Origin of the sequence: Pseudomonas fluorescens (assembly GCF_000967965.1) — a bacterium.
GTDB lineage: Bacteria > Pseudomonadota > Gammaproteobacteria > Pseudomonadales > Pseudomonadaceae > Aquipseudomonas > Aquipseudomonas grandcourensis.
The window spans coordinates 230,768-250,148 of the sequence record NZ_LACC01000004.1; the positions used below are offsets into that span (position 1 = coordinate 230,768).

The window sequence follows — 19,381 nt, forward strand, 5'->3', positions numbered from 1 at the left end:
CTGGCTGATGCCATTGATCACTCTAGACTCAATTAAGCTACCCGCAGAACAACTTGCAGCAAGAACAATAACCACAGAGATCGCTGTCGTGGAAAACGTCAAACGATTCAACAGCTTCGCTGAGTTCTATCCTTACTACCTCAGTGAGCACAGCAACAGCACCTGCCGCCGTTTACACTTTATCGGCACGACCCTGGTTATCTTGATTCTGACGCTGACCATTGGTCGCGGAGCCTGGATGCTATTGTGGGCCCTGCCACTGGCAGGCTACAGCTTTGCCTGGGTCGGGCATTTCTACTTCGAGAAGAACCGCCCGGCAACCTTCCAACACCCCTTCTATAGCCTGTTCGGTGATTTTGTCATGTACCGGGACATGGTCCTGGGGCGCGTTCCGTTCTAGCTGACTTGCGTCACAAGAGAGTTGCCGATGAATGCCAATGCCCGCTTCACCCACTTGAAGGACGGCACACAGGAGGACTGGGCAATTATCGCCGCGGACTTCAGTGCCTACGCAAGACAATTGCCTGCACGGATTGTGGCGCACCTGAAGTTGCTGGAGGGTGATTTTGGCGGGTTCCCGGTGGATCGCCTGACCCACTCCCTGCAAACCGCCACCCGCGCCTGGCGTGATGGCCGCGACGAAGAGTACGTGGTCTGCGCCCTGCTCCACGATATCGGCGACACCCTGGGTACTTACAATCACCCGGACATCGCAGCGGCGATCCTCAAGCCGTTTGTCAGCGCCGAGAACTTGTGGATGGTGGAAAAGCACGGGATTTTCCAGGGCTACTACTTCTTCCATCACCTGGGCATGGACCGGCATCTGCGTGAGCAATTCCAGGACCATCCGCAGTACCAGACGACCGCCGAATTCTGCGCCAAATACGATGCGGCCGCGTTTGACCCGGCGTACGACACGCTGCCGTTGAGCTTTTTCGAGCCGATGATGGAGCGGTTGTTTGCGCACCCCAGGGACTCGATCTACAAGGCGGCGATGGAAGAGTAATCGCCAGCCTCATGACCTATGGCGACCGTTGTGGCGAGGGGGCTTGCCCCCGTTGAGCTGCGCAGCAGCCCTAAAACCATTCACCACGGAACGTCGATAGATCGGCACTTATAGGTTTACGGCGGCTTCGCCACCGAACGGGGGCAAGCCCCCTCGCCACAAAAAACAAATCAATCAAGCCAACTCCGTAACCCTGGCCGCCTTCAACTGCGCCTCGCGCGCCTGGGCATCCGCCAGGCGATACAACTCGATCGAACCATCCCAGTGCTCGATCAGCGCGGTGCATGATTCCACCCAGTCGCCGCAATTGAGGTAGTCCACCTCGCCGACCTTGCGAATCTCGGCATGGTGAATGTGCCCGCACACCACGCCGTGCAGCTCGCGCTTGACGCATTCATGGGCGATGGCTTCTTCGAAGTCGCTGATGAAGCTGACCGCGGTTTTTACCTTGTGCTTGAGGTAGGCCGACAGCGACCAGTAGCCGTAGCCATATCGCGCGCGCCAATGATTGAGCCAGCGGTTGAGGGTCAGGGTGAATTCGTAGGCCGAGTCACCGAGAAACGCCAGCCAGCGATGGTAACGGGTGATCACATCGAACTGGTCGCCATGGATCACCAGCAGATGTCGGCCGTCGGCGGTGACGTGCACGGCTTCGTCGACCAACTGGATGTTGCCCAGAATCAGCTTAGAATAGCGGCGCAGGAATTCGTCGTGGTTACCGGTGACATAGATCACCTCGGTGCCGCGCTTGCTCATGGTCAGCAGGCGACGGATGACGTTAGTGTGCGCTTGCGGCCAGTACATGCCGCCGCGCAGTTTCCAGCCGTCGATGATGTCGCCGACCAGGTAGATCTTGTCCGCGTGATAGCCCTTGAGAAACTGCGACAGGTGTTCAGCCTGGCAATCCCGGGTGCCCAAATGCACGTCGGAAATCCATAAAGTCCGTACGCGTTGCTTACGGGTGGGTTTGGCGAGCTCGGCGCTGGTCATGGGCAACCCTCTGGCAAGTTTTGCCAAGTCTGCCCCGAGCCGGTTAATGGTCCATGACAGCGTCAAGTCAGTCCTGTGACAGCGCTTGCAGGCCCGCTCGGTGTAGACTGACGCCCTGAGCCGGGAGACCCGCGATGAGACCGATCCTCACGCTTCGCCAATACAGCCACGACCTGATCGTCCACAGCCACGAACACGCGCAACTGGTGTTCGGGCTTTCTGGCGCCCTGGATTTCGAGGTCGACGGGCGTGGCAGCCAGGTGGTCCGGCAGAGTTTCGTGGTGGTGCCCTCCGGAGCGCATCACGCGTGTGGCAGCGCCAATGGCAGCCGCTGCCTGGTGCTGGATGTGCCAAGCGAACAATGGGTTGCCCAGTCGTTGGGCGATCACGCCGAGCCCAGCCGACGCCTGCTCGACAACGCCGGGCGCCTGCCCCTGAATGCCGGGCAAAGCCAATTGGTCAGTTGGCTGGCGAACAGTCCGGTGGATGATCCGCTGATCGCTCAACAAGGCGCGGTGCTGTTGCTGGCCAGTCTCAACAACGTCAGGCCCGAAGCCGTCGGCGGTCGGCGTCTGCCCTATGCGGCGCTGGACGCGCACATCGATCAGTACGCGGCATACCCGCTGCAAGTGGCCGACCTGGCCCGGGTAGCCGGCCTTTCCAGTGCCCGTCTGCATGCACGGTTCGTGGCCGAATGCGGGCAAACGCCGATGGACTATATCCGCAGCCGACGCCTGCACATAGCGGTGGGCTTGCTGCGCAACTCGGCGCTGCCCATCGGCGAAATTGCCAGCCGCGTCGGATACAGCTCCCAGAGTGCCTTCGCGGCGGCGGTGCTGCGCGAGTTCGGGGCATCGCCCGGAAAACTGCGGCGCGAGGGTGGCGACAAATAACGCGAGTTTGCCGACAGACTTGATGGGCCATTACGCGCTTCAATGAGGCCTCTGTTCGTTTGTCGTTAAGGATTGCAATGACTCCCCGTACCGCCCTTGGCGCCTTGCATATAGGCGCATTGATGTTCGGCCTGACCGGCGTGTTCGGCAAACTGGCCGCCGCGTCCCCGGCGATCATCGTGTTCGGCCGTGCCGCCTTTGCCGTGCTCGCGCTGACGTTTTTTGCACGGTTCGCCAGCCAGACGCGCTGGCAGAAACTTGAGGCCGTGGACTGGCGCCGGCTGCTGCTCAGCGGCCTGTTGCTGGCCGGACACTGGGTGAGCTTCTTCATTGCCGTGAAAGTCGCAGGCGTGGCGATTGCGACGCTCGGTTTCGCCAGCTTCCCGGCCTTTACCGTGATCCTCGAAGGGTTGATCTTCCGCGAGCGCATTCGCGCCAATGAAATTGTGCTGGTGCTGCTGGTGAGTGTCGGGCTGGTGCTGGTCACGCCTGATTTTGACCTGGCCAGCGGCGCCACCACCGGCCTGCTGTGGGCCGTGGGTTCCGGATTGTTGTTCGCCCTGTTGTCACTGACCAACCGTGCCAGCTCCGGGCGAGTCCCGCCGGTACAGGCGGCGCTGTGCCAGAACGTGGTGGTTGCCCTGTGCCTGCTGCCAGTGGCAGCGCCTCAATTGAGCGAAGTGCGCGCCATCGACTGGCTGTGGATCGGCCTGCTCGGTGTGTTCTGTACCGGTATCGCCCACAGCCTGTTCGTCGCCAGCCTCGCAGTGATCAAGGCACGCACCGCCGCAGTGGTGTTCGCCCTGGAGCCGGTCTACGGCATCACCGTCGCCTGGCTGCTGTTCAACGAAAACCCGACCCTGCGCATGTTGCTGGGGGGCGCGCTGATCATTGTGGCGATTGTGGCGTCCAGTCGGTTCTCAAGTGGCACAAGCAAGAAAGCCGTTGCAGCCGAGGCGACGTCTCACTGAGTGCGGTCGTTGTGTCCCAGGTCGCGGTTCGGGTCGATCTGGTCGCGGACTCGCTGCTTGAGCACTTTGGCCTCGGGGAAGCCACCGTCCACCTTGCGCTCCCAGATCTGCACAGCGTCACAGTAAATATGAAAGACCCCGCCGGTGCCCGGCACCAGGGAGACTTTGCCCAGGTCATCACCAAAGGTGCTGAGCAGTTCCTGGGCCAGCCAGGCCGCACGCAACAGCCACTGGCATTGCGTGCAATAGGTGATGATGATTTCCGGTTTGCTGACGGTCATGATGGGACGTGACTCCAGAGTTTGACGACGCCGCTATGATAGCCCGACCGGAGGCTGACGAGATGGCGGAGCGAGTTGCACCTCCAATTCGAACCCAGGCTCGATCATGGCCAGAGTTGCCGGCTGCGGGTTCTCGCTTGGGTTGATCGCGTCCCAACTCGACGCCATGGACAGCTCCTCCAGATTGAGCCGGTACTCATCGTCAGTGGCGGATTCACCGGATATCGCCAGACCCGGAACCACCGCCACGGCAGCAGCGACCGGGATGAAATGACGGTTGTCGACCCGCTCAAGCTCATCGTTGGCCGGCACCCCGTCGCGATGCGCAGTGGATGGTTGCACGACGGGGGGCCACATCACTGGCTCGGTAAAGAGCTCAGCCAGCGGTTCATGCTCCGACTGCAGCGCCTCTGACACTGCGGTCTGATGCTGCTGGCGTCGGTGGCGAACAAACCAGCCCAGCGCCAGCAATACTATCAGCGCCGACACGCTGGCGATTGGTAGCCAGCCAATTCCGGGGTTTTCAGCACTGATGGGGGCTGGCGCCACTGCGTCGGATGTAATGGGTTGCGCCTTTACCTTCTTGAGCTCCGCCAGTTGGATTTGCAGCTCGGCCAACTGTTTTTTCTGGCCGGCGATCAGCTCATCCTGGCCTTGAAGCTTCGCGTTGAGCTCATCGACAGTGGTTTGCAACTCGTGGTTTTGCAGGGTGCTGGCGGCCAGTTGCTCGACAGCAGGATCAACCATGGCGACGTCCGGTTCTGGCGTCGTTCTGGCCACGGGGGACGGCGATACGACCGGTTGAACATTGGGGAATGCGGACGCCGGGGAGCTGGAAACCGCTTCATCGGTGGCGGGAACAACCCCTGGCGCGCCCGGCGGATCGATAAGTACCGTGTACTCGCGCAGCAATCGCCCATTAGGCTGATTAAGCTGCACGAGAAAATTCAGGAAGGGTTCACTGACCGGTTTGCCGGAGGTCACCTGAATCACGCTGCGATTACCACGCAGGACCGGGGTGAACTTCAGGTTGTTGAGGAAAAATACCCGGTCGACCCCGGCACGGCTGAACTCGTCCGCCGTTGCCAGGCTCACCGACAGTTCGTTCTCCTCCAGGCCTGCGGCATCCACCAGTGCGATATCGGCACGCAGCGGTTGATTCAGCGCCGAATGCAGGGTGATTTCACCCAGGCCCAGCGCAGGCGCCCATGCCGAGTAAGTGACCGCGCCCCCGGCCAGCAACCACTGAGAAACACCGCGTAAAACCAATCGCCAACACTTGAGCATGAGCATCCTTGAGATCTACAGAAACCATCCGCACGGGTTCGTACATCCGTTACGAACACGATATTGCCGAGTAGTTCTTATAGCCTGCCCAATGCGGTCTCTCAGAAGCCTGGCGTTCGGTTATGCCTCAAGACTTTTCAAGGTTGCCCAGGATGTGCCCGTGAACCCGCATGCACACCTTCAAATCCGCCTCATCGACGCCTTCGAACAGTTCGTGACGCAGTTGCGTGGCAATGGTTTCAATTTGTTCGATCAGGGGACGCGCCGGGGCGCAGAGCACAATTTTCTTCGCACGACGGTCTTCCAGCACCGCCTGGCGTTGCACCAGGCCCTGGCTTTCCAGGCTGTCGAGCAAACGGGCCAAGGTCGGACCTTCGACGCCAACGCTTTGTGCCAGCTCACGCTGGGTCGGTGCTTCTTCGAATCGTGCCAGGTGCAGCAGCACCAGCCAGCGCGCCTGGGACAAGCCCATGCCCGCCAGTCGGCGGTCCAGTTCGGCACGCCAGCCACGGGACATCTGGGCCAATTGCATGCCAAAGCGGTGTTGATCGGTTAACGGCATAAAACACTCATGATTAGACTGAAATAAATAAAAACTAATTATTAGTCAGCTAAGCATGAGCCTCGACTTGAGGCAAGGCTTGATCTGTACTGAATCGTTACATCAGCACTACAGATGTCTCAAATCTCGAATTCCGACTGCAACGCCGCCCGAACGCAGTACAACACCCCTTCCGGCACCCTGCCTTCAAACAGTGCGGCGATCTCGGAAGCCGGCGGCAACTCGCCTTCGCCGTCGAGGAAGGCGTCCTGGACTTCACCCATCAGGTCTTCGGGTAGATCCAGCGCCTGTTCCAACGACAACTGCTGCTTGCCAATCGCTTCGGCCAGCATGGTGTAGACGTTCTTTTCAGAGCACTGCAACTGACCGGCGATCTGCACCGGCGTCATCCCGGCCCGTGCCAGAGTGATCAGCTCGTGACGCACGTCGGCCACCGGTTTCGGCGCCTCGACCTGGCCGCCGAGCACTTCGAGGAAAGCCTCGCCGTAGCGCTCCAGCTTGCGCGCGCCGACGCCGCTGACCGTGGCCATTTCCGCCAGCGAGGTCGGCTGGCTGCGCAGCATCTCCAGCAAGGTCGAATCGGGGAAGATGACGTACGGCGGCACGCCATGTTCTTCGGCGAGCTTGCGACGCAGGGCGCGCAAGGCTTCCCATTGTTCGCGCTCCTCGCCACGGACCAGCTGGCTCGCCTGGCTCTTGCTGCTTTTCGCCACGGTTTGCGCCTTGAGATCGCGGCGCAACTCCAGGGTCACTTCGCCCTTGAGCAGCGGCCGGCAACTGTCGCTCAGGCGCAGGCCGCCGTAGCCTTCAAGGTCGATGTCCGCCAGACCACGGGCCACCAGTTGACGGAACAACGAGCGCCATTCGCCCTCCGCCATCGTCTTGCCAACACCATACACCGACAGGTGTTGATGGCCGAAGCTGCGGACTTTTTCGTTGTCCTTGCCCAACAATACATCCACCAGGTGCCCGACGCCGTAGCGCTGACCGGTGCGGTAGATCGCCGACAGTGCCTGACGCGCCGGTTCAGTGGCATCCCAGGTCTGCACGCCGTCGACGCAGTTGTCGCAATGACCGCAGGGCTCGGGCATATCTTCGTCGAAGTAGGCCAGCAGCGTTTGCCGACGGCAGCGGGTTTCTTCACAGAGCGAGAGCATGGCGTCGAGCTTGTGCTGCTCCAGACGCTTGTGGCGCTCGTCGCCTTCGGAGTTCTGCAGCATCTGCTTGAGCATCACCACGTCTTGCAGGCCGTAGGCCATCCAGGCATCCGCCGGCAGGCCGTCACGGCCGCCGCGACCGGTTTCCTGGTAATAGGCCTCAAGGGATTTCGGCAAGTCGAGATGCGCGACGAAACGCACGTTGGGCTTGTCGATGCCCATGCCGAACGCCACGGTGGCGACCATGATCAGGCCTTCCTCATTGAGGAAGCGTTTCTGATGGTAGGCCCGCAAATCATTGGGCAGGCCGGCGTGGTACGGCAGCGCCGGGAAGCCTTGCTCGCTGAGGAACGCGGCGACTTCCTCAACTTTCTTGCGCGACAGGCAATACACGATGCCCGCATCGCTACGGCGCTCGGCGAGGAACGCCAGCAACTGCTTGCGCGGCTGTTCCTTGGGCACGATGCGATAAAAGATGTTCGGCCGGTCGAAGCTCGACAGGAAGCGCTCGGCGTCTTGCAAGTGCAGACGGGTGACGATTTCTTCCCGGGTGCGCTTGTCGGCCGTGGCGGTCAGGGCGATGCGTGGCACGTCGGGGAACATTTCCGCCAACTGGCCCAGTTGCAGGTATTCCGGGCGGAAATCGTGGCCCCATTGCGATACGCAGTGTGCTTCGTCGATGGCGAACAGGGCGATGTCCAGCCCCTGCAGGAAGGACAGCATGCGTGGCTGGACCAAGCGTTCCGGCGCCAGATAGAGCATTTTCACTTCACCGCGGCGGATGCGGACGGCGAGGTCGCGCTGTTGCTCGGCGCTGAGGGTGGAGTTCAACGCGGCGGCTGCCACACCCAGCTCTTCGAGGGTGGCGACCTGATCGTCCATCAGCGCGATCAGCGGTGAGACCACAACGGCCAGGCCTTCGCGCAACAGCGCCGGGACCTGGAAGCACAGGGACTTGCCGCCACCGGTAGGCATCAGGACCAGGGCATCGCCACCATTGGCCACGCGCTCAATGATTGCACCCTGGCGGCCACGGAAACTGTCGTAGCCGAAGATGTCCTTGAGGACGCGTTGAGCCTGTTCGAGCATAGAAACTCCAAAAATCACCGAAACATCCCTGCAAGGCTGGTTCAGAACCCGCGACGCTGCACCGATAAATCGTAAGTGCGCATTGCATGACGCTTTACATTTCAGCCGTAACGCCAGCAGGGCATCACAAAACGCGCGAGTATACCCGAGCCCCGTCCGGCAAAGGGCACCGCTGATAAGACTCCGCCCATGCAATGCCAAACTGTGGGAGCGAGCCTGCTCGCGAAGAGGCCATTACAGTCAACATTGATTTCGCCTGAACCACCGCTATCGCGAGCAGGCTCGCTCCTACAGGGAATACGGTGCAAATATGCCGTGCGGCTGGCCCAAGCGCTCAAGAAGGCCTAGAATTCCCGCATCGAACATTCCCCAAGGTAGTCCTTTAATGTCCTTCGCTGAGCAACTAACCCGCCTGCAAGTCTTCCTCGACGCTGATGAACTGCATGACGAGGCGCTGGACTACGTGGCCGCCCACGGCTACCTCACCGCGCTGTCGATCTGTTCCGAAGTCGTTCCTGATCGTGAGTGGATCGATGCCCTCTTCGCCGAGGAGCCGCACTACAGCAGTGAAGCCCAGCGCGAAGAGATCGAAGCCACCCTGCTCGGCCTCAAGGCCCACATCGCTCGCCAGCTGGCCTCCGATGAAGAGTTCGAACTGCCATGCGACCTGGACCTGGGCGATGACCCGGATGACTCCGACCTGCGCGGCTGGTGCATCGGCTTCATGGAAGGCGTATTCCTGCGCGAAGCGGCCTGGTTCGAAAGCGCCGAAGAAGAAGTCAGCGAAATGCTGTTGCCGATCATGGTCGGTTCGGGCCTGTTCGACGAGCAGCCGGAGTTCGAAGACATCGCCAAGGATGCCAACCTGATGGACGACATGATCGTTCAAATCCCGGAAGCCCTGACCGCGCTGTACCTGCTGTGCAACGCGCCAGACGAAAAACCGGCGATTCTCAAGCCTCGCCACCACTAAGGTTCTGCCTATGGACAACCCCATAGGCAACCGCCCCCTGATGTTGCGCTACGTGCTGCTGGCCATCGGCTGGCTGAGCGTGGCGCTGGGGGTGATCGGGATTTTCCTGCCGGTATTGCCCACCACGCCCTTCCTGCTACTGGCGGCAGCCTGCTTCGCCCGCAGTTCGCCGCGCTTTTATCAATGGCTGGTCGAGCATCCACGGCTTGGCCCGTGGATTCGAGACTACCTCGATGGCAACGGCATTCCACTCAGGGGCAAGGTCTACGCCATTGGCCTGATGTGGGCGAGCATCCTGCTCTCCTGCTACCTGGTGCCGCTGGTTTGGGCACGGTGCTTCATGCTGACCAGTGCGGTACTCGTGACGATCTACATCCTCAAGCAGAAAACCCTGCGCAAATCCTGAAGTCTACATTGGCCATTTGTGGCGAGTTCCGTCCGACGACCTGCCCTACCCCCGCAAAAACTCCACCTAAACTTCACCCATCTACACTCGAGCAGCCAGACATGGCCCGCAGTCTGCGTAGTCCAGGATGGCCAACGCTCCGACTTCGGCTCGGCGGCTGGTTACTGCTGGCTGGTTTGCTACTGACTCTATTCAACGGGGTCCGGGCCGATTGGGATTTTGCGCAGATTCTGCTAACCGTTGAAAAACGCTACGGCCCGCTCGGACCGGCGCGTGGCCGGATCGAGGCGTGGAGTCAAATGCTGCAAAGTGCACGCGGCGCGCCCGAAAGCGATCAGCTCAATGCGGTGAACCGTTTCTTCGATCAGCAGCTGAACTTCCAGGACGACACGCGCATCTGGCAACAGACCGATTACTGGGCCACGCCCGTTGAAGCCCTGATCAAGGGCGCCGCCGATTGCGAGGACTACGCGCTGGCGAAGTATTTCAGCCTGCGCCGACTCGGTATTCCCAGCGAAAAACTGCGCATCACCTACGTAAAGGCCCTGAGCCAGAACCAGGCCCACATGGTGCTGACGTTCTACAGCACCCCCACGAGCGACCCACTGGTGCTGGACAACCTGATCGGCGATATCCGCCCCGCCTCCCAACGCAAAGACTTGCTACCGGTGTACGCCTTCAACGCCGAAGGCCTGTACCTGCCGGGCAAGAACGGCGGCCAGCGCAGCAGCGACTCGAAAAAGCTGTCGCGCTGGCAGGAGGTGTTGAAAAAGATGCAGGCCGAAGGGTTCGACGTCGGCGACGGCTAACCGCCTTTGCAAGGAGCGATGCATGACACTGCGTAAACAGTTGTTCCTGGCCATCTGCCTGTTCCTGCTGGTGGCGTTCAGCGGCAGTTTTTTTGCCAGCCTGGAAAGCTCCCGCGAACAAACACTCAGCCAACTGCGCGCCCACGCCCAGGACGCGGCCACCGCGCTGGGGCTGTCGCTGACGGCACAGGTCGATGACCCGGCAATGATGGAGCTGATGGTCAGTTCGATTTTCGACAGCGGCTATTTCAGCAGCATCCGCGTCATCAGGCTCAAGGATCAGCAAACCCTGGTGGAGCGCACTACACCGACGAAAATCGACGGTGTGCCTGACTGGTTCGTCAACCTGGTCGACCTGCGCCCGGAGGGTGGCGATGCCCTGATCATGCGCGGCTGGGAACAACTGGCACGGGTCGAAGTGCTGAGCAATCCGCAATTCGCCCTGGCCAAGCTCTGGGACAGCACCCTCGGTAGCCTGATCTGGTTGCTGTTGTGCGGGCTGTTCAGCGCCGTCATTGGAGGATGGATGCTGCGCCGGCAATTTCGCCCCCTCGACAGCATGGTCCGGCAGGCCGAGGCCATCAGCAAACGCGAGTTTCTCAGCCTGCCGAAACTGCCGCGCACACCGGAACTGAAACGGGTGGTGCTGGCGATGAACCAGATGGTCGAGAAGCTCAAGGCACTGTTCGTCGAGGAGGCTGCGCGCAGCGAAAAACTGCGGGCCGAATCCTATCTGGACAGCCTCACCGGCCTGGCCAACCGGCGCCTGCTCGACGAGCAACTGGCCGACCATTTACGCGTTTGCGAACAGAGCCGCGATGGTCATTTGCTGATGTTGCGAATCAACGACCTCAATGGCCTCAACCAGCGCCTGGGTGGCCAACGGACCGACGCGCTGATCACTGCCGTCGGCGAATTGCTCAAGCGCCTGACTCAATTGCCGGAGCGTCGAACCTGGCTGGCGGCGCGTAATCGTGGCGGCGAATTCAGCCTGCTGACACCGGGTCTGGACGCAGAAAGTGCCGCGCGCCTGGCCGCCGATATCAGCGTCAGCCTGGAGAACCTGCGCCTGACCGGTGCCAGCGATTGCATGCCGGTCGCCCATCTGGGCGTTGTCGCCTACCGCCCCGGTGAGCCGATCAGCACCGTTCTCCTGCGCCTTGATCAGGCGCTGACGGAGTCCCGGCAGCATCCCGAACGCCCCTGGGTTCATTTGAGCCATCGTGACACGGCACCGAATCATTCCCAGCACGACTGGCGCACCTGGATCGACGATGCCTTGACCGAAGGCAAAATGCAGCTGTACTTCCAGCCCGTCGTGCAATGCGCCGACACCCGCCAGGTGCTGCATCACAAAGTGCTCGCACGCCTGCTCGACCCGCAGGGCGAGGCGATTGCCGCCGGGCATTTCCTGCCGTGGATCGAGCGTCTCGGCTGGTCCGGACGGTTCGACCTGGCAATGCTCGAAGCCACGCTGGACGACCTGGTGGTCAACCGCAGGCCCCTGGCGTTAAGTCTGTCCGGGAGCACCCTGCGCGACCCAGTGCAATGGCGAACAATCCTCGACCTGCTCGACTCCCTTCCCGAACTGGCGCCGCTGTTGACCCTGGAAATCGACGAGCGCCAGTTGCCATCCCCCGAAGTGCTACAGAACCTTTGCAGCACATTGCTCAAGACCGGATATCGAATCGGCCTGCAACACTTTGGCGGGCGCTTCAGCCAGATCGGCAACCTGACCCAATTGGGCCTGGCGTACCTGAAAATCGATGGAGCCTACATTCGCAACATCGACGAGCAGCCTGACAAGCGAATGTTCATCGACGCGATCTTTCGCGCGACCCACAGCATTGATTTGCCGCTAATTGCCGAGATGGTCGAGACACGCGGGGAACTGGAAGCGATCAGGGAGTTGTGTGTATTCGGGGCCATGGGGCGGTTGATCGGGGCGCCAGAGCCGATGTGATGATGGGTACATCGAGGTACTGTAACCATTGACCGGACATCGACCTTTGTCCCGGGCAATAAAACCCGCTCCCTTCCCAGGGTGGCGGGTTTTTTTAGCGGGTTTCAGGTCACACGGCGTCCACCTTCAACGAATGATCGTTGAGCATGCCGTTGATGATGGTCGCCGTGTCATGCCCGCCTGCGATCACCCCTCCCGCCCCTGGCGTTACACCGTAGTGGCTGGCCAGGTCGACGCCGGCCAGGTCGATGGTCTGGTTCGGCGCGGCGCCGGCCATGGCGCTGACGTCGATGCTGGTCACTGTCGACGGCCCGCTGCCGGTGACGGTGAAGTGCAGATAGTCATCCAGCGAAGCCGTGGTGCCGTTTTCCCCTTGCAGCAGTTGCGACAGGTCAAGCTTGTCGGTTCCGGGCGTGAAGTCGGTGATCACGTCATGGCCACTGTTGCCCTTGAGCCACTGGAAGGTATCCGCCCCCGTCCCGCCAGTCAGGGTGTTGTTGCCCAGGCCACCGATCAGCAAGTCATCGCCGTCCCCGCCCCTGAGGATGTCGTTGCCAAGGCCGCCATTGATCACGTTGTTGGTGGCGTCTCCGGTCAGAGTGTCGTTGAAGTTCGAGCCGATGAGGTTTTCGATACCGGTCAGGGTGTCAGTGCCGGCACCGAAAGTGTTTTGCCCACCCAGCAGGCTGAGGTCGACCGTCACCCCGGCGGTGGCGTGGGCATAGCTTGCCGTGTCGATGCCCGTACCGCCATCGAGGATGTCGGTGCCCGGGCCGCTGAAGAGCAGATCATTGCCGGCACCGCCATGCAGCTCGTTGTTGCCGGAACCGGCAGTGAGCACATCGTTGCCGTCGCCGGCATTGATGATGTTGTTGCCCGTGCCCGCCACCAGTATGTCATCCCCGCTGGTGCCGGTGAGGGTGTGACCGTCCTGATAGCTGATGGTCAGGTTGGCCGAGTCGCTGCCGCCGTGGTTGTCGTTGGCGGTGTAGGTGCCGTGGTAGTCCGTGGTGACTTCGTGTGCTCCGGCGTAATTGACGGTCATGGTCAGGTCGTAGTTTTCTGCCCCATTCTTATTGCCACCACTGGTGTTGGCGATGTTGGTCACGTGGATCTGGTAGGTGCCATCCGCGCCTGCAGTGATGGTGCCACCATCGGCGATGCTTAGGAACGCCCCACCATTGAGCGAATACTCCATCGTGATGTGCCCGGCACCCAGGTTGTGGTCGAGGTTGAGCGTCTCACCCTGTTTTAGTTTGACCGTGATGAGGTCTTCATCGTTGGCATTGGAGTTGGTCACCCCGTCGAGATAGCCACTGACCACCAACAGCGCCGTCATGGTCGCCGCGTTGGCCGCAAAGGAATTGCGCACGTTGGCCAGACTCTGGTTGGCAGCGATGTTGTCGGTGCCGGCGAAGCCGATCGTGCCGCTACCGGTGAAGTCCGCGCCTTTCGCTGCCCAGCCGGTGTTGAAGGTGGTCGGCGTCGCGTTGAGCGTATCCCCGTTGGGGTCGGTGTCGTTGGCCAGCAACAGCTCGCCCGGCACCACGATGTTGCTCGACAGATCGTTAGTGATGACGTGGTCGTCCGCCGCCACCGGAGGCGCGTTGGGGATCACTTTCACGGTCAGCATCGAGCTGGCGAGGTCGCCATCGTTGTCGCTGACGGTGAAGCCGATGTTCTCGGTGATCACCACCGCAGTGGTTTTCTGCGAGGTGTAGTTGTAATCGCCAGTGTCGAGGTTGATCACCAATGTGCCGCCGTTGTTGGTGGCGATGCTCACCGTGTTGTTCACGGTGTCGAAGGTGCCGTGGTTGGTGCCGCCGCTTGGCGTCAACGAACCCTGGCCGCTGAGGGCTTTTGGATCGTAAGTGTAGGTGGTGCCGTCGACCACGATGGATTTGATGAAACCGCCATCAGCGCCGAACGAGCCGCCCTCACCCAGCAACGAACCGGTGACCGGTGCGCCGACCACGGTGCCAGACAGCACCGAGTTGAGTTGGTTGAGGTCGGTGACCACCACCGCATTGGTGTTGGTGTGGCTGATGCCGTCGTAGGCCAGCGGATCGAGGTTGGCGTTGCTCACGCCGCTGCCCAGGCCGATCGCATAGTTCTTGATGTTGTTGGCATCGAGGAAGGCTTTCAGCGCGGTTTCGTCGGTGGTGCCGATTTCCTGACCGGTGGTGGGCTTGCCGTCGGAGAAGAAGTAGCCGACGTTTTGCGCACCGGTCAGTTTTCCCGAGGTGTTGAACGCAGTCTGCATGGTCGCCACAGCCGCGTCGTAGTTGGTGCCACCGTTCGCGGTGAGGCCGGCCAGCAGTGTCTTCGCGGTCGCGACATCGACCCACACCGAAGTCCTGTCGGTGGCGCTGCTGCTGAAGGTGACGAGCTGCACTTTCACATCGCCCAGGTCGTCGTATTTATCCAGCAACGCACTGATGGCCTGCTTGGCCAGATCCAGCCGCGACAGCCCCGACACACCGGAAGCGTCGACCATGCTGCCGGAGACGTCGAGCACGATCAGCAGGTTGGAATCGATCTCCACCGCCGCCACCGAGCGATCCGTTGCCACCGCCTTGGGCACGTCATCGACAATGTTGATCACGATGGTGCTGGTGCTGCTGTTGCCCAGTGCATCGGTGGCTTTGTAGGTGAAGCTTTCGCTCAGGCTGTTCGGCCCGTCGTTGGCGTTCGGCGAGGTTTTCGGTGCCGAGGTCAGGGTGTAGGTGTAGCTGCCGTCGGGGTTGATCAGGATCTGTCCGTAGGTGCCGGTGGCGCTGCCGACCAGGGTGTAGCTGAGCGCGCCGCTGGCACCCGAGACCGAACCGACCAGGGTCCCGGACGCGGTTTCGCCCGTGTCGCCCGGGTCGCTGCCGGTGACGGTACCGGCGGCCAGGTCCTGCCCGTCCTTGCTCAGGTCGAGGGCTTTTTCGTAGACCGTCACGTCGCTATCGGGGTTGGCCTTGATGATGCTGTTGGCGACGTCGATGGTGATGGTGGTGGTGCTTTCATCGCCATCGGAATCACGCACGGTGTAGGTGAACGTGTCAGTGGCGCCCGGATCGCCGACGGAATTCTGATTGCTGTGATACACCGCGTTGCCGTTGGCATCGAGGGTCAGGTAGCCATAGGTACCGTTGATCTGGTTGCCCAGCCCACCAATGGCCGAGGTCAAGGTGTTGCCGCCGGCACGCACGCCGACCACTGTCGCCGGACCATCGGCGCCGCTGACGTCGTTGCCCAGCACACTGATGTTGACGGTGCCGCCCTCCACTACCGACGACGAGTCTGGTTTGGCGCTTGGCAGGTCGTCGACGATCTTGACGTTGATCTGCCCGGTATCGCTGTCGCCATCGGTGTCGGTGGCTACGACGTTGATGTTCTCGATGAGGTTGTTGGTGCCGTTGGCCGTGGGATGGGCTTCGTTATCGTTCAGGGTGTAGCTGTAGCTGATCACGCCCTGGCTGAAACCGGTGATGGTCAGGGTGCTGCCCAGTGGCGTGACGGCGGTTTGCGGGAAGTCGACGGCCACGCCACCGCTGACCACCGTGATGCCGCCCACGGTCAGGGTTTGCAGGCCATCGAGGGCGGTCACGGTGAAGGTACCGCTCTGGGTCAGGGCCGGCGTGTCGGGGCTGGTGCCGTCGCTGAGATTTTTCTCGTAGACCGTCAACTCACCGCCATACACGTCGAGGCCGTTGAGGGTGACCTTATCGTCGTTGTTGTAGACGTTCAGCACCAGTTTGGCGGTGCTGATGTCACCGTCGGCGTCCGTGAGGGTGTAGGTGAAGGTTTCGGTATCGCTGCCACCGCCATGCAGGTTTTTGAAGTCCGCATTATCGGGATCCAGCGTGTAGGTGTAGGTGCCGTTGGCATTGAGTACCAGGGTGCCATAGGTACCGGTGAAGGTGCCTGGGGTGACCGGGCCGGCATCCGGGCCGGTGGCGACTTTATCCGCGCCGATCACGTCGTTGCCGAACACATCGCCGCTGAGGCTTAAAGCTGTCTCCGAAGCGGTGCCGACGTTGCTGTCGTTCATCGCTTTAGGCACGTCATCGACAATGTTCACCACGATGGTACTGGTGACGATGTTGCCCAGCGAATCGGTGGCCTGGTAGTTGAAGGTTTCGTGCATCACGTTCGGACCGTCATTGGCGTGCGGCGTGGTGCTCGGTGGCGTCGTCAGGGTGTAGGTGTAGGTGCCGTTGGTGTTGAGCTGAATCTGCCCGTATGCCCCGACATCGCTGCCGACCAGAGCGTAGGTGATCGCGCCGACGGCATGGGTGACCGAGCCCACCAGCGTGCCGGAAGCGGTTTCACCAGTGTTGGTCGGATCGCTGCCGGTGACCGTACCGGCCACCAGGTCCTGGCCGTCCTGGCTCAGATCGAGGGCTTTTTCCAAAACCGTGACATCGTTGTCGCTAACAGCTTTCAGGCAACTGTTGTAGACGTCGATGGTGATGGTGGTGGTGCTTTCGTCACCATCGGAGTCGCGCACCGTGTAGGTGAACACATCCACCGCGCCGGGGCCGCTTACTGCGTTAGGCGTGCTGTGATAAACGGCGTTGCCGTTGGCATCGAGGGTCAGGTAACCGTAGGTGCCGGCAATGTGGTCACCGAGCCCGCCGATGGCCGAGGTTGATGTGTCGCTACCGGCACGCACACCGACCACCGCCCCAGTGACAGCCGGACCATCAGCCCCGCCGATGTCGTTGTCCAGCACATTGCCGCTGACCGTGCCGCCCTCCTGCACCGAATCCGCGTCGGGATTGGCGCTTGGCAAGTCATCGATGATGTTGACGTTGATCTGCGCGGTCGCACTGTCGCCATCGCTGTCGGTGGCTACGACGTTGATGTTCTCGGCCAGGCTGTTGGCGCCATCGGCAGTCGGATGGGCTTCGTTGTTGTTGAGGGTGTAGCTGTAGCTGATCACGCCGGTCGCCGCGTTGTAACCGGTGATGGTCAGGGTGCTGCCCAGTGGCGTGACTGCGGTTTGCGGGAAGCCGGCGGCCACACCACCGCTGACCACCGTGATGCCGCCCACGGTCAGGGTTTGCAGGCCATCGAGGGCGGTCACGGTGAAGGTACCGCTCTGGGTCAGCTCCGGTGTATCCGGGCTGGTGCCATCGCTGAGATTTTTCTCGTAGACCGTCAGCTCACCGCCATACACGTCAAGGCCGTTGAGGACCACTGGGGCGTCGTTGTTGTGGATCTCCAGCACCAGATTGGCGGTGCTGCTGTCGCCGTCGGAATCGGTGAGGGTGTAGGTGAAGGTTTCGGTGCCATTGCCACCGCCGTGCAGCGCCTTGAAATCGTCATCGCTGGTGTTGAGGGTGTAGGTGTAAGTGCCGTTGGCATTCAACACCAGGGTGCCGTAGGTGCCGGTGAAGGTGCCGGGGGTGATCGGGCCGGCGTTTTCACCAACAGTTACGCGGTCGGCGCCTTGCACGTCGTTGGTCAGTACGTTGCCGTTCAACGTCAGCAGGGTTTCCGAGGCCGTTGAAGCATTGCTGTCGTACACACCTTTTGGCAGATCGTCGACGATGTTGACGTCGAGGCTGCCCGTGGCAGTGGTGCCGTTGTCGTCGACCACGTTCACGGCGAACTGTTCAGGCAGGGTGTTGGTGCCGTTGGCGGTCGGGTGGGCTTCGTTGTCGTTCAGGGTGTAGCTGTAACTCACCACGCCGGTCACCGCGTTGAACCCGGTGATGGTCAGGGTGCTGCCCAATGGGGTGCTGATCGATTGCGGGAAGCCCGACGCCACGCCAGCAGTGACCACGGCGATGCCGCCGACGGTCAGGGTCGTTACGCCGTCGAGGGCGGCGACGGTGAAGGTGCCGTTCTGGGTCAGGGCTGGTGCATCTGGGTTGCTGCCGTCACTGAGGTTTTTCTCGAAGACAGTCAACTCGCCACCGGTGACGCTCAGGCCATCGATGGTGACGGGATCATCGTTGTTGTGGATCTGCAGCACCAGGTTCGCGGTGCTGCTGTCGCCGTCCGAATCGGTGAGGGTGTAGGTGAAGGTTTCGGTACCGTCGCCACCGCCGTGCAGGGCTTTGAAGTCGGCATCGCTGGTGCTCAGCGTGTAGGTGTACGTGCCGTTGGCATTGAGCACCAGGGTGCCATAGGTGCCGGTGAAGGTGCCGGGGGTGACCGGGCCGGCGTTTTCACCAACAGTTACGCGGTCGGCGCCTTGCACATCGTTGGTCAGTACGTTGCCGTTCAACGTCAGCAGGGTTTCCGAGGCCGTTGAAGCATTGCTGTCGTACACGCCCTTTGGCAGGTCGTCGACGATGTTCACGTCGAGGCTGCCCGTGGCAGTGGTGCCGTTGTCGTCGACCACGTTCACGGCGAACTGTTCAGGCAGGGTGTTGGCGCCGCTGGCATTGGGGTGGGCTTCGTTATCGTTGAGGGTGTAGCTGTAACTCACCACGCCGGTCGCCGCGTTGAACCCGGTGATGGTCAGAGTGCTGCCCAATGGGGTGCTGATCGATTGCGGGAAGCCCGCCGCCACACCAGCGGTGACCACGGCGATGCCGCCGACGGTCAGGGTCGTTACGCCGTCGAGGGCGGCGACGGTGAAGGTGCCGTTCTGGGTCAGGGCTGGTGCATCTGGGTTGCTGCCGTCACTGAGGTTTTTCTCGAAGACAGTCAACTCGCCACCGGTGACGCTCAGGCCATCGATGGTGACGGGATCATCGTTGTTGTGGATCTGCAGCACCAGGTTCGCGGTGCTGCTGTCGCCGTCCGAATCGGTGAGGGTGTAGGTGAAGGTTTCGGTACCGTCGCCACCGCCGTGCAGGGCTTTGAAGTCGGCATCGCTGGTGCTCAGCGTGTAGGTGTACGTGCCGTTGGCATTCAGCACCAGGGTGCCGTAGGTGCCGGTGAAGGTGCCGGGGGTGATCGGGCCGCTGTTTTCACCGAGCGGCACCCGATCGGCGCCTTGCACATCGTTGCTCAGCACGTTGCCGTTGAGGGTCAGCAGGGTTTCCGA

Annotated in this window: 14 protein-coding genes; 8 read left to right on the forward strand and 6 right to left on the reverse strand. The window is 61.4% G+C overall.

All coding sequences use genetic code 11. From position 1 onward, the window contains the following. Positions 1-88 precede the first annotated feature (88 nt). Both VC35_RS03435 and VC35_RS03440 read left to right on the forward strand, forming a co-directional pair. Positions 89-400: an Mpo1-like protein gene (locus VC35_RS03435; protein WP_046037747.1), complete on the forward strand. Its 312-nt coding sequence runs from the start codon at positions 89-91 to the stop codon at positions 398-400. Between the two features lie 27 nt (positions 401-427). Next, complete coding sequence (locus VC35_RS03440) at positions 428-1,006, forward strand: HD domain-containing protein (protein ID WP_046037748.1); 579 nt, start codon at positions 428-430, stop codon at positions 1,004-1,006. A gap of 174 nt (positions 1,007-1,180) precedes the next feature. Here VC35_RS03440 and VC35_RS03445 read toward each other — a convergent pair whose 3' ends face one another. Continuing rightward, positions 1,181-1,996 (reverse strand): UDP-2,3-diacylglucosamine diphosphatase, encoded by an 816-nt coding sequence (locus VC35_RS03445; RefSeq protein WP_046037749.1) that lies wholly within the window; start codon positions 1,994-1,996, stop codon positions 1,181-1,183. Between the two features lie 134 nt (positions 1,997-2,130). On the opposite strand from VC35_RS03445, the gene VC35_RS03450 reads away from it, so the two are divergent. Together VC35_RS03450 and VC35_RS03455 are read left to right on the forward strand one after the other, a co-directional pair. Then, complete coding sequence (locus VC35_RS03450) at positions 2,131-2,889, forward strand: helix-turn-helix transcriptional regulator (protein WP_046037750.1); 759 nt, start codon at positions 2,131-2,133, stop codon at positions 2,887-2,889. A 77-nt stretch (positions 2,890-2,966) separates the two neighbouring features. Further along, positions 2,967-3,860 carry a DMT family transporter gene (locus tag VC35_RS03455; RefSeq protein ID WP_046037751.1) on the forward strand — a complete coding sequence of 298 codons (894 nt, stop codon included), beginning with the start codon at positions 2,967-2,969 and terminating at the stop codon, positions 3,858-3,860. On the opposite strand, the gene VC35_RS03460 is transcribed toward VC35_RS03455, so the two are convergent. The 4 genes from VC35_RS03460 to recQ all read right to left on the reverse strand — a co-directional run bounded on the left by VC35_RS03460 (position 3,854) and on the right by recQ (position 8,236). Beyond that, positions 3,854-4,141: an Rdx family protein gene (locus tag VC35_RS03460; RefSeq protein ID WP_046037752.1), complete on the reverse strand. Its 288-nt coding sequence runs from the start codon at positions 4,139-4,141 to the stop codon at positions 3,854-3,856. The genes VC35_RS03455 and VC35_RS03460 overlap by 7 nt on opposite strands. Before the next feature lie 33 nt (positions 4,142-4,174). Next, the gene (locus VC35_RS03465) at positions 4,175-5,428 is read right to left on the reverse strand and encodes a FimV/HubP-related protein (protein ID WP_046037753.1); all 1,254 of its coding nucleotides are present in this window, start codon (positions 5,426-5,428) and stop codon (positions 4,175-4,177) included. A 127-nt stretch (positions 5,429-5,555) separates the two neighbouring features. Further along, entirely contained in the window at positions 5,556-5,990 is a 435-nt protein-coding gene (locus VC35_RS03470; RefSeq protein WP_007984163.1) for a MarR family transcriptional regulator, read from the reverse strand. Between the two features lie 119 nt (positions 5,991-6,109). Continuing rightward, positions 6,110-8,236 (reverse strand): DNA helicase RecQ, encoded by a 2,127-nt coding sequence (gene recQ, locus VC35_RS03475; protein ID WP_046037754.1) that lies wholly within the window; start codon positions 8,234-8,236, stop codon positions 6,110-6,112. Between the two features lie 385 nt (positions 8,237-8,621). Between recQ and VC35_RS03480 the strand changes: the two genes are divergently transcribed. The 4 genes from VC35_RS03480 (at position 8,622) to lapD (ending at position 12,387) form a co-directional block, all read left to right on the forward strand. Further along, positions 8,622-9,209, forward strand: a complete 588-nt coding sequence (locus tag VC35_RS03480; protein ID WP_046037755.1) for a UPF0149 family protein — start codon at positions 8,622-8,624, stop codon at positions 9,207-9,209. Between the two features lie 10 nt (positions 9,210-9,219). Then, entirely contained in the window at positions 9,220-9,615 is a 396-nt protein-coding gene (locus VC35_RS03485; protein WP_046037756.1) for a YbaN family protein, read from the forward strand. Between the two features lie 101 nt (positions 9,616-9,716). After that, positions 9,717-10,424: a cysteine protease LapG gene (gene lapG, locus VC35_RS03490; protein WP_046037757.1), complete on the forward strand. Its 708-nt coding sequence runs from the start codon at positions 9,717-9,719 to the stop codon at positions 10,422-10,424. A 22-nt stretch (positions 10,425-10,446) separates the two neighbouring features. After that, complete coding sequence (gene lapD, locus VC35_RS03495) at positions 10,447-12,387, forward strand: cyclic di-GMP receptor LapD (protein WP_046037758.1); 1,941 nt, start codon at positions 10,447-10,449, stop codon at positions 12,385-12,387. Positions 12,388-12,496: 109 nt separating this feature from the next. Here lapD and VC35_RS03500 read toward each other — a convergent pair. Next, the coding region (locus VC35_RS03500) for an Ig-like domain-containing protein (protein WP_052960536.1) at positions 12,497-19,381 on the reverse strand (6,885 nt) is incomplete at its 5' end.

Bases quoted from the DNA above. Each gene is read 5' to 3' on its own strand.
- VC35_RS03440 (WP_046037748.1), top strand. From the start codon at position 428: ATGAATGCCAATGCCCGCTTCACCCACTTGAAGGACGGCACACAGGAG.
- VC35_RS03445 (WP_046037749.1), bottom strand. From the start codon at position 1,996: ATGACCAGCGCCGAGCTCGCCAAACCCACCCGTAAGCAACGCGTACGG.
- VC35_RS03450 (WP_046037750.1), top strand. From the start codon at position 2,131: ATGAGACCGATCCTCACGCTTCGCCAATACAGCCACGACCTGATCGTC.
- VC35_RS03455 (WP_046037751.1), top strand. From the start codon at position 2,967: ATGACTCCCCGTACCGCCCTTGGCGCCTTGCATATAGGCGCATTGATG.
- VC35_RS03460 (WP_046037752.1), bottom strand. From the start codon at position 4,141: ATGACCGTCAGCAAACCGGAAATCATCATCACCTATTGCACGCAATGC.
- VC35_RS03465 (WP_046037753.1), bottom strand. From the start codon at position 5,428: ATGCTCAAGTGTTGGCGATTGGTTTTACGCGGTGTTTCTCAGTGGTTG.
- VC35_RS03470 (WP_007984163.1), bottom strand. From the start codon at position 5,990: ATGCCGTTAACCGATCAACACCGCTTTGGCATGCAATTGGCCCAGATG.
- recQ (WP_046037754.1), bottom strand. From the start codon at position 8,236: ATGCTCGAACAGGCTCAACGCGTCCTCAAGGACATCTTCGGCTACGAC.
- VC35_RS03480 (WP_046037755.1), top strand. From the start codon at position 8,622: ATGTCCTTCGCTGAGCAACTAACCCGCCTGCAAGTCTTCCTCGACGCT.
- VC35_RS03485 (WP_046037756.1), top strand. From the start codon at position 9,220: ATGGACAACCCCATAGGCAACCGCCCCCTGATGTTGCGCTACGTGCTG.
- lapG (WP_046037757.1), top strand. From the start codon at position 9,717: ATGGCCCGCAGTCTGCGTAGTCCAGGATGGCCAACGCTCCGACTTCGG.
- lapD (WP_046037758.1), top strand. From the start codon at position 10,447: ATGACACTGCGTAAACAGTTGTTCCTGGCCATCTGCCTGTTCCTGCTG.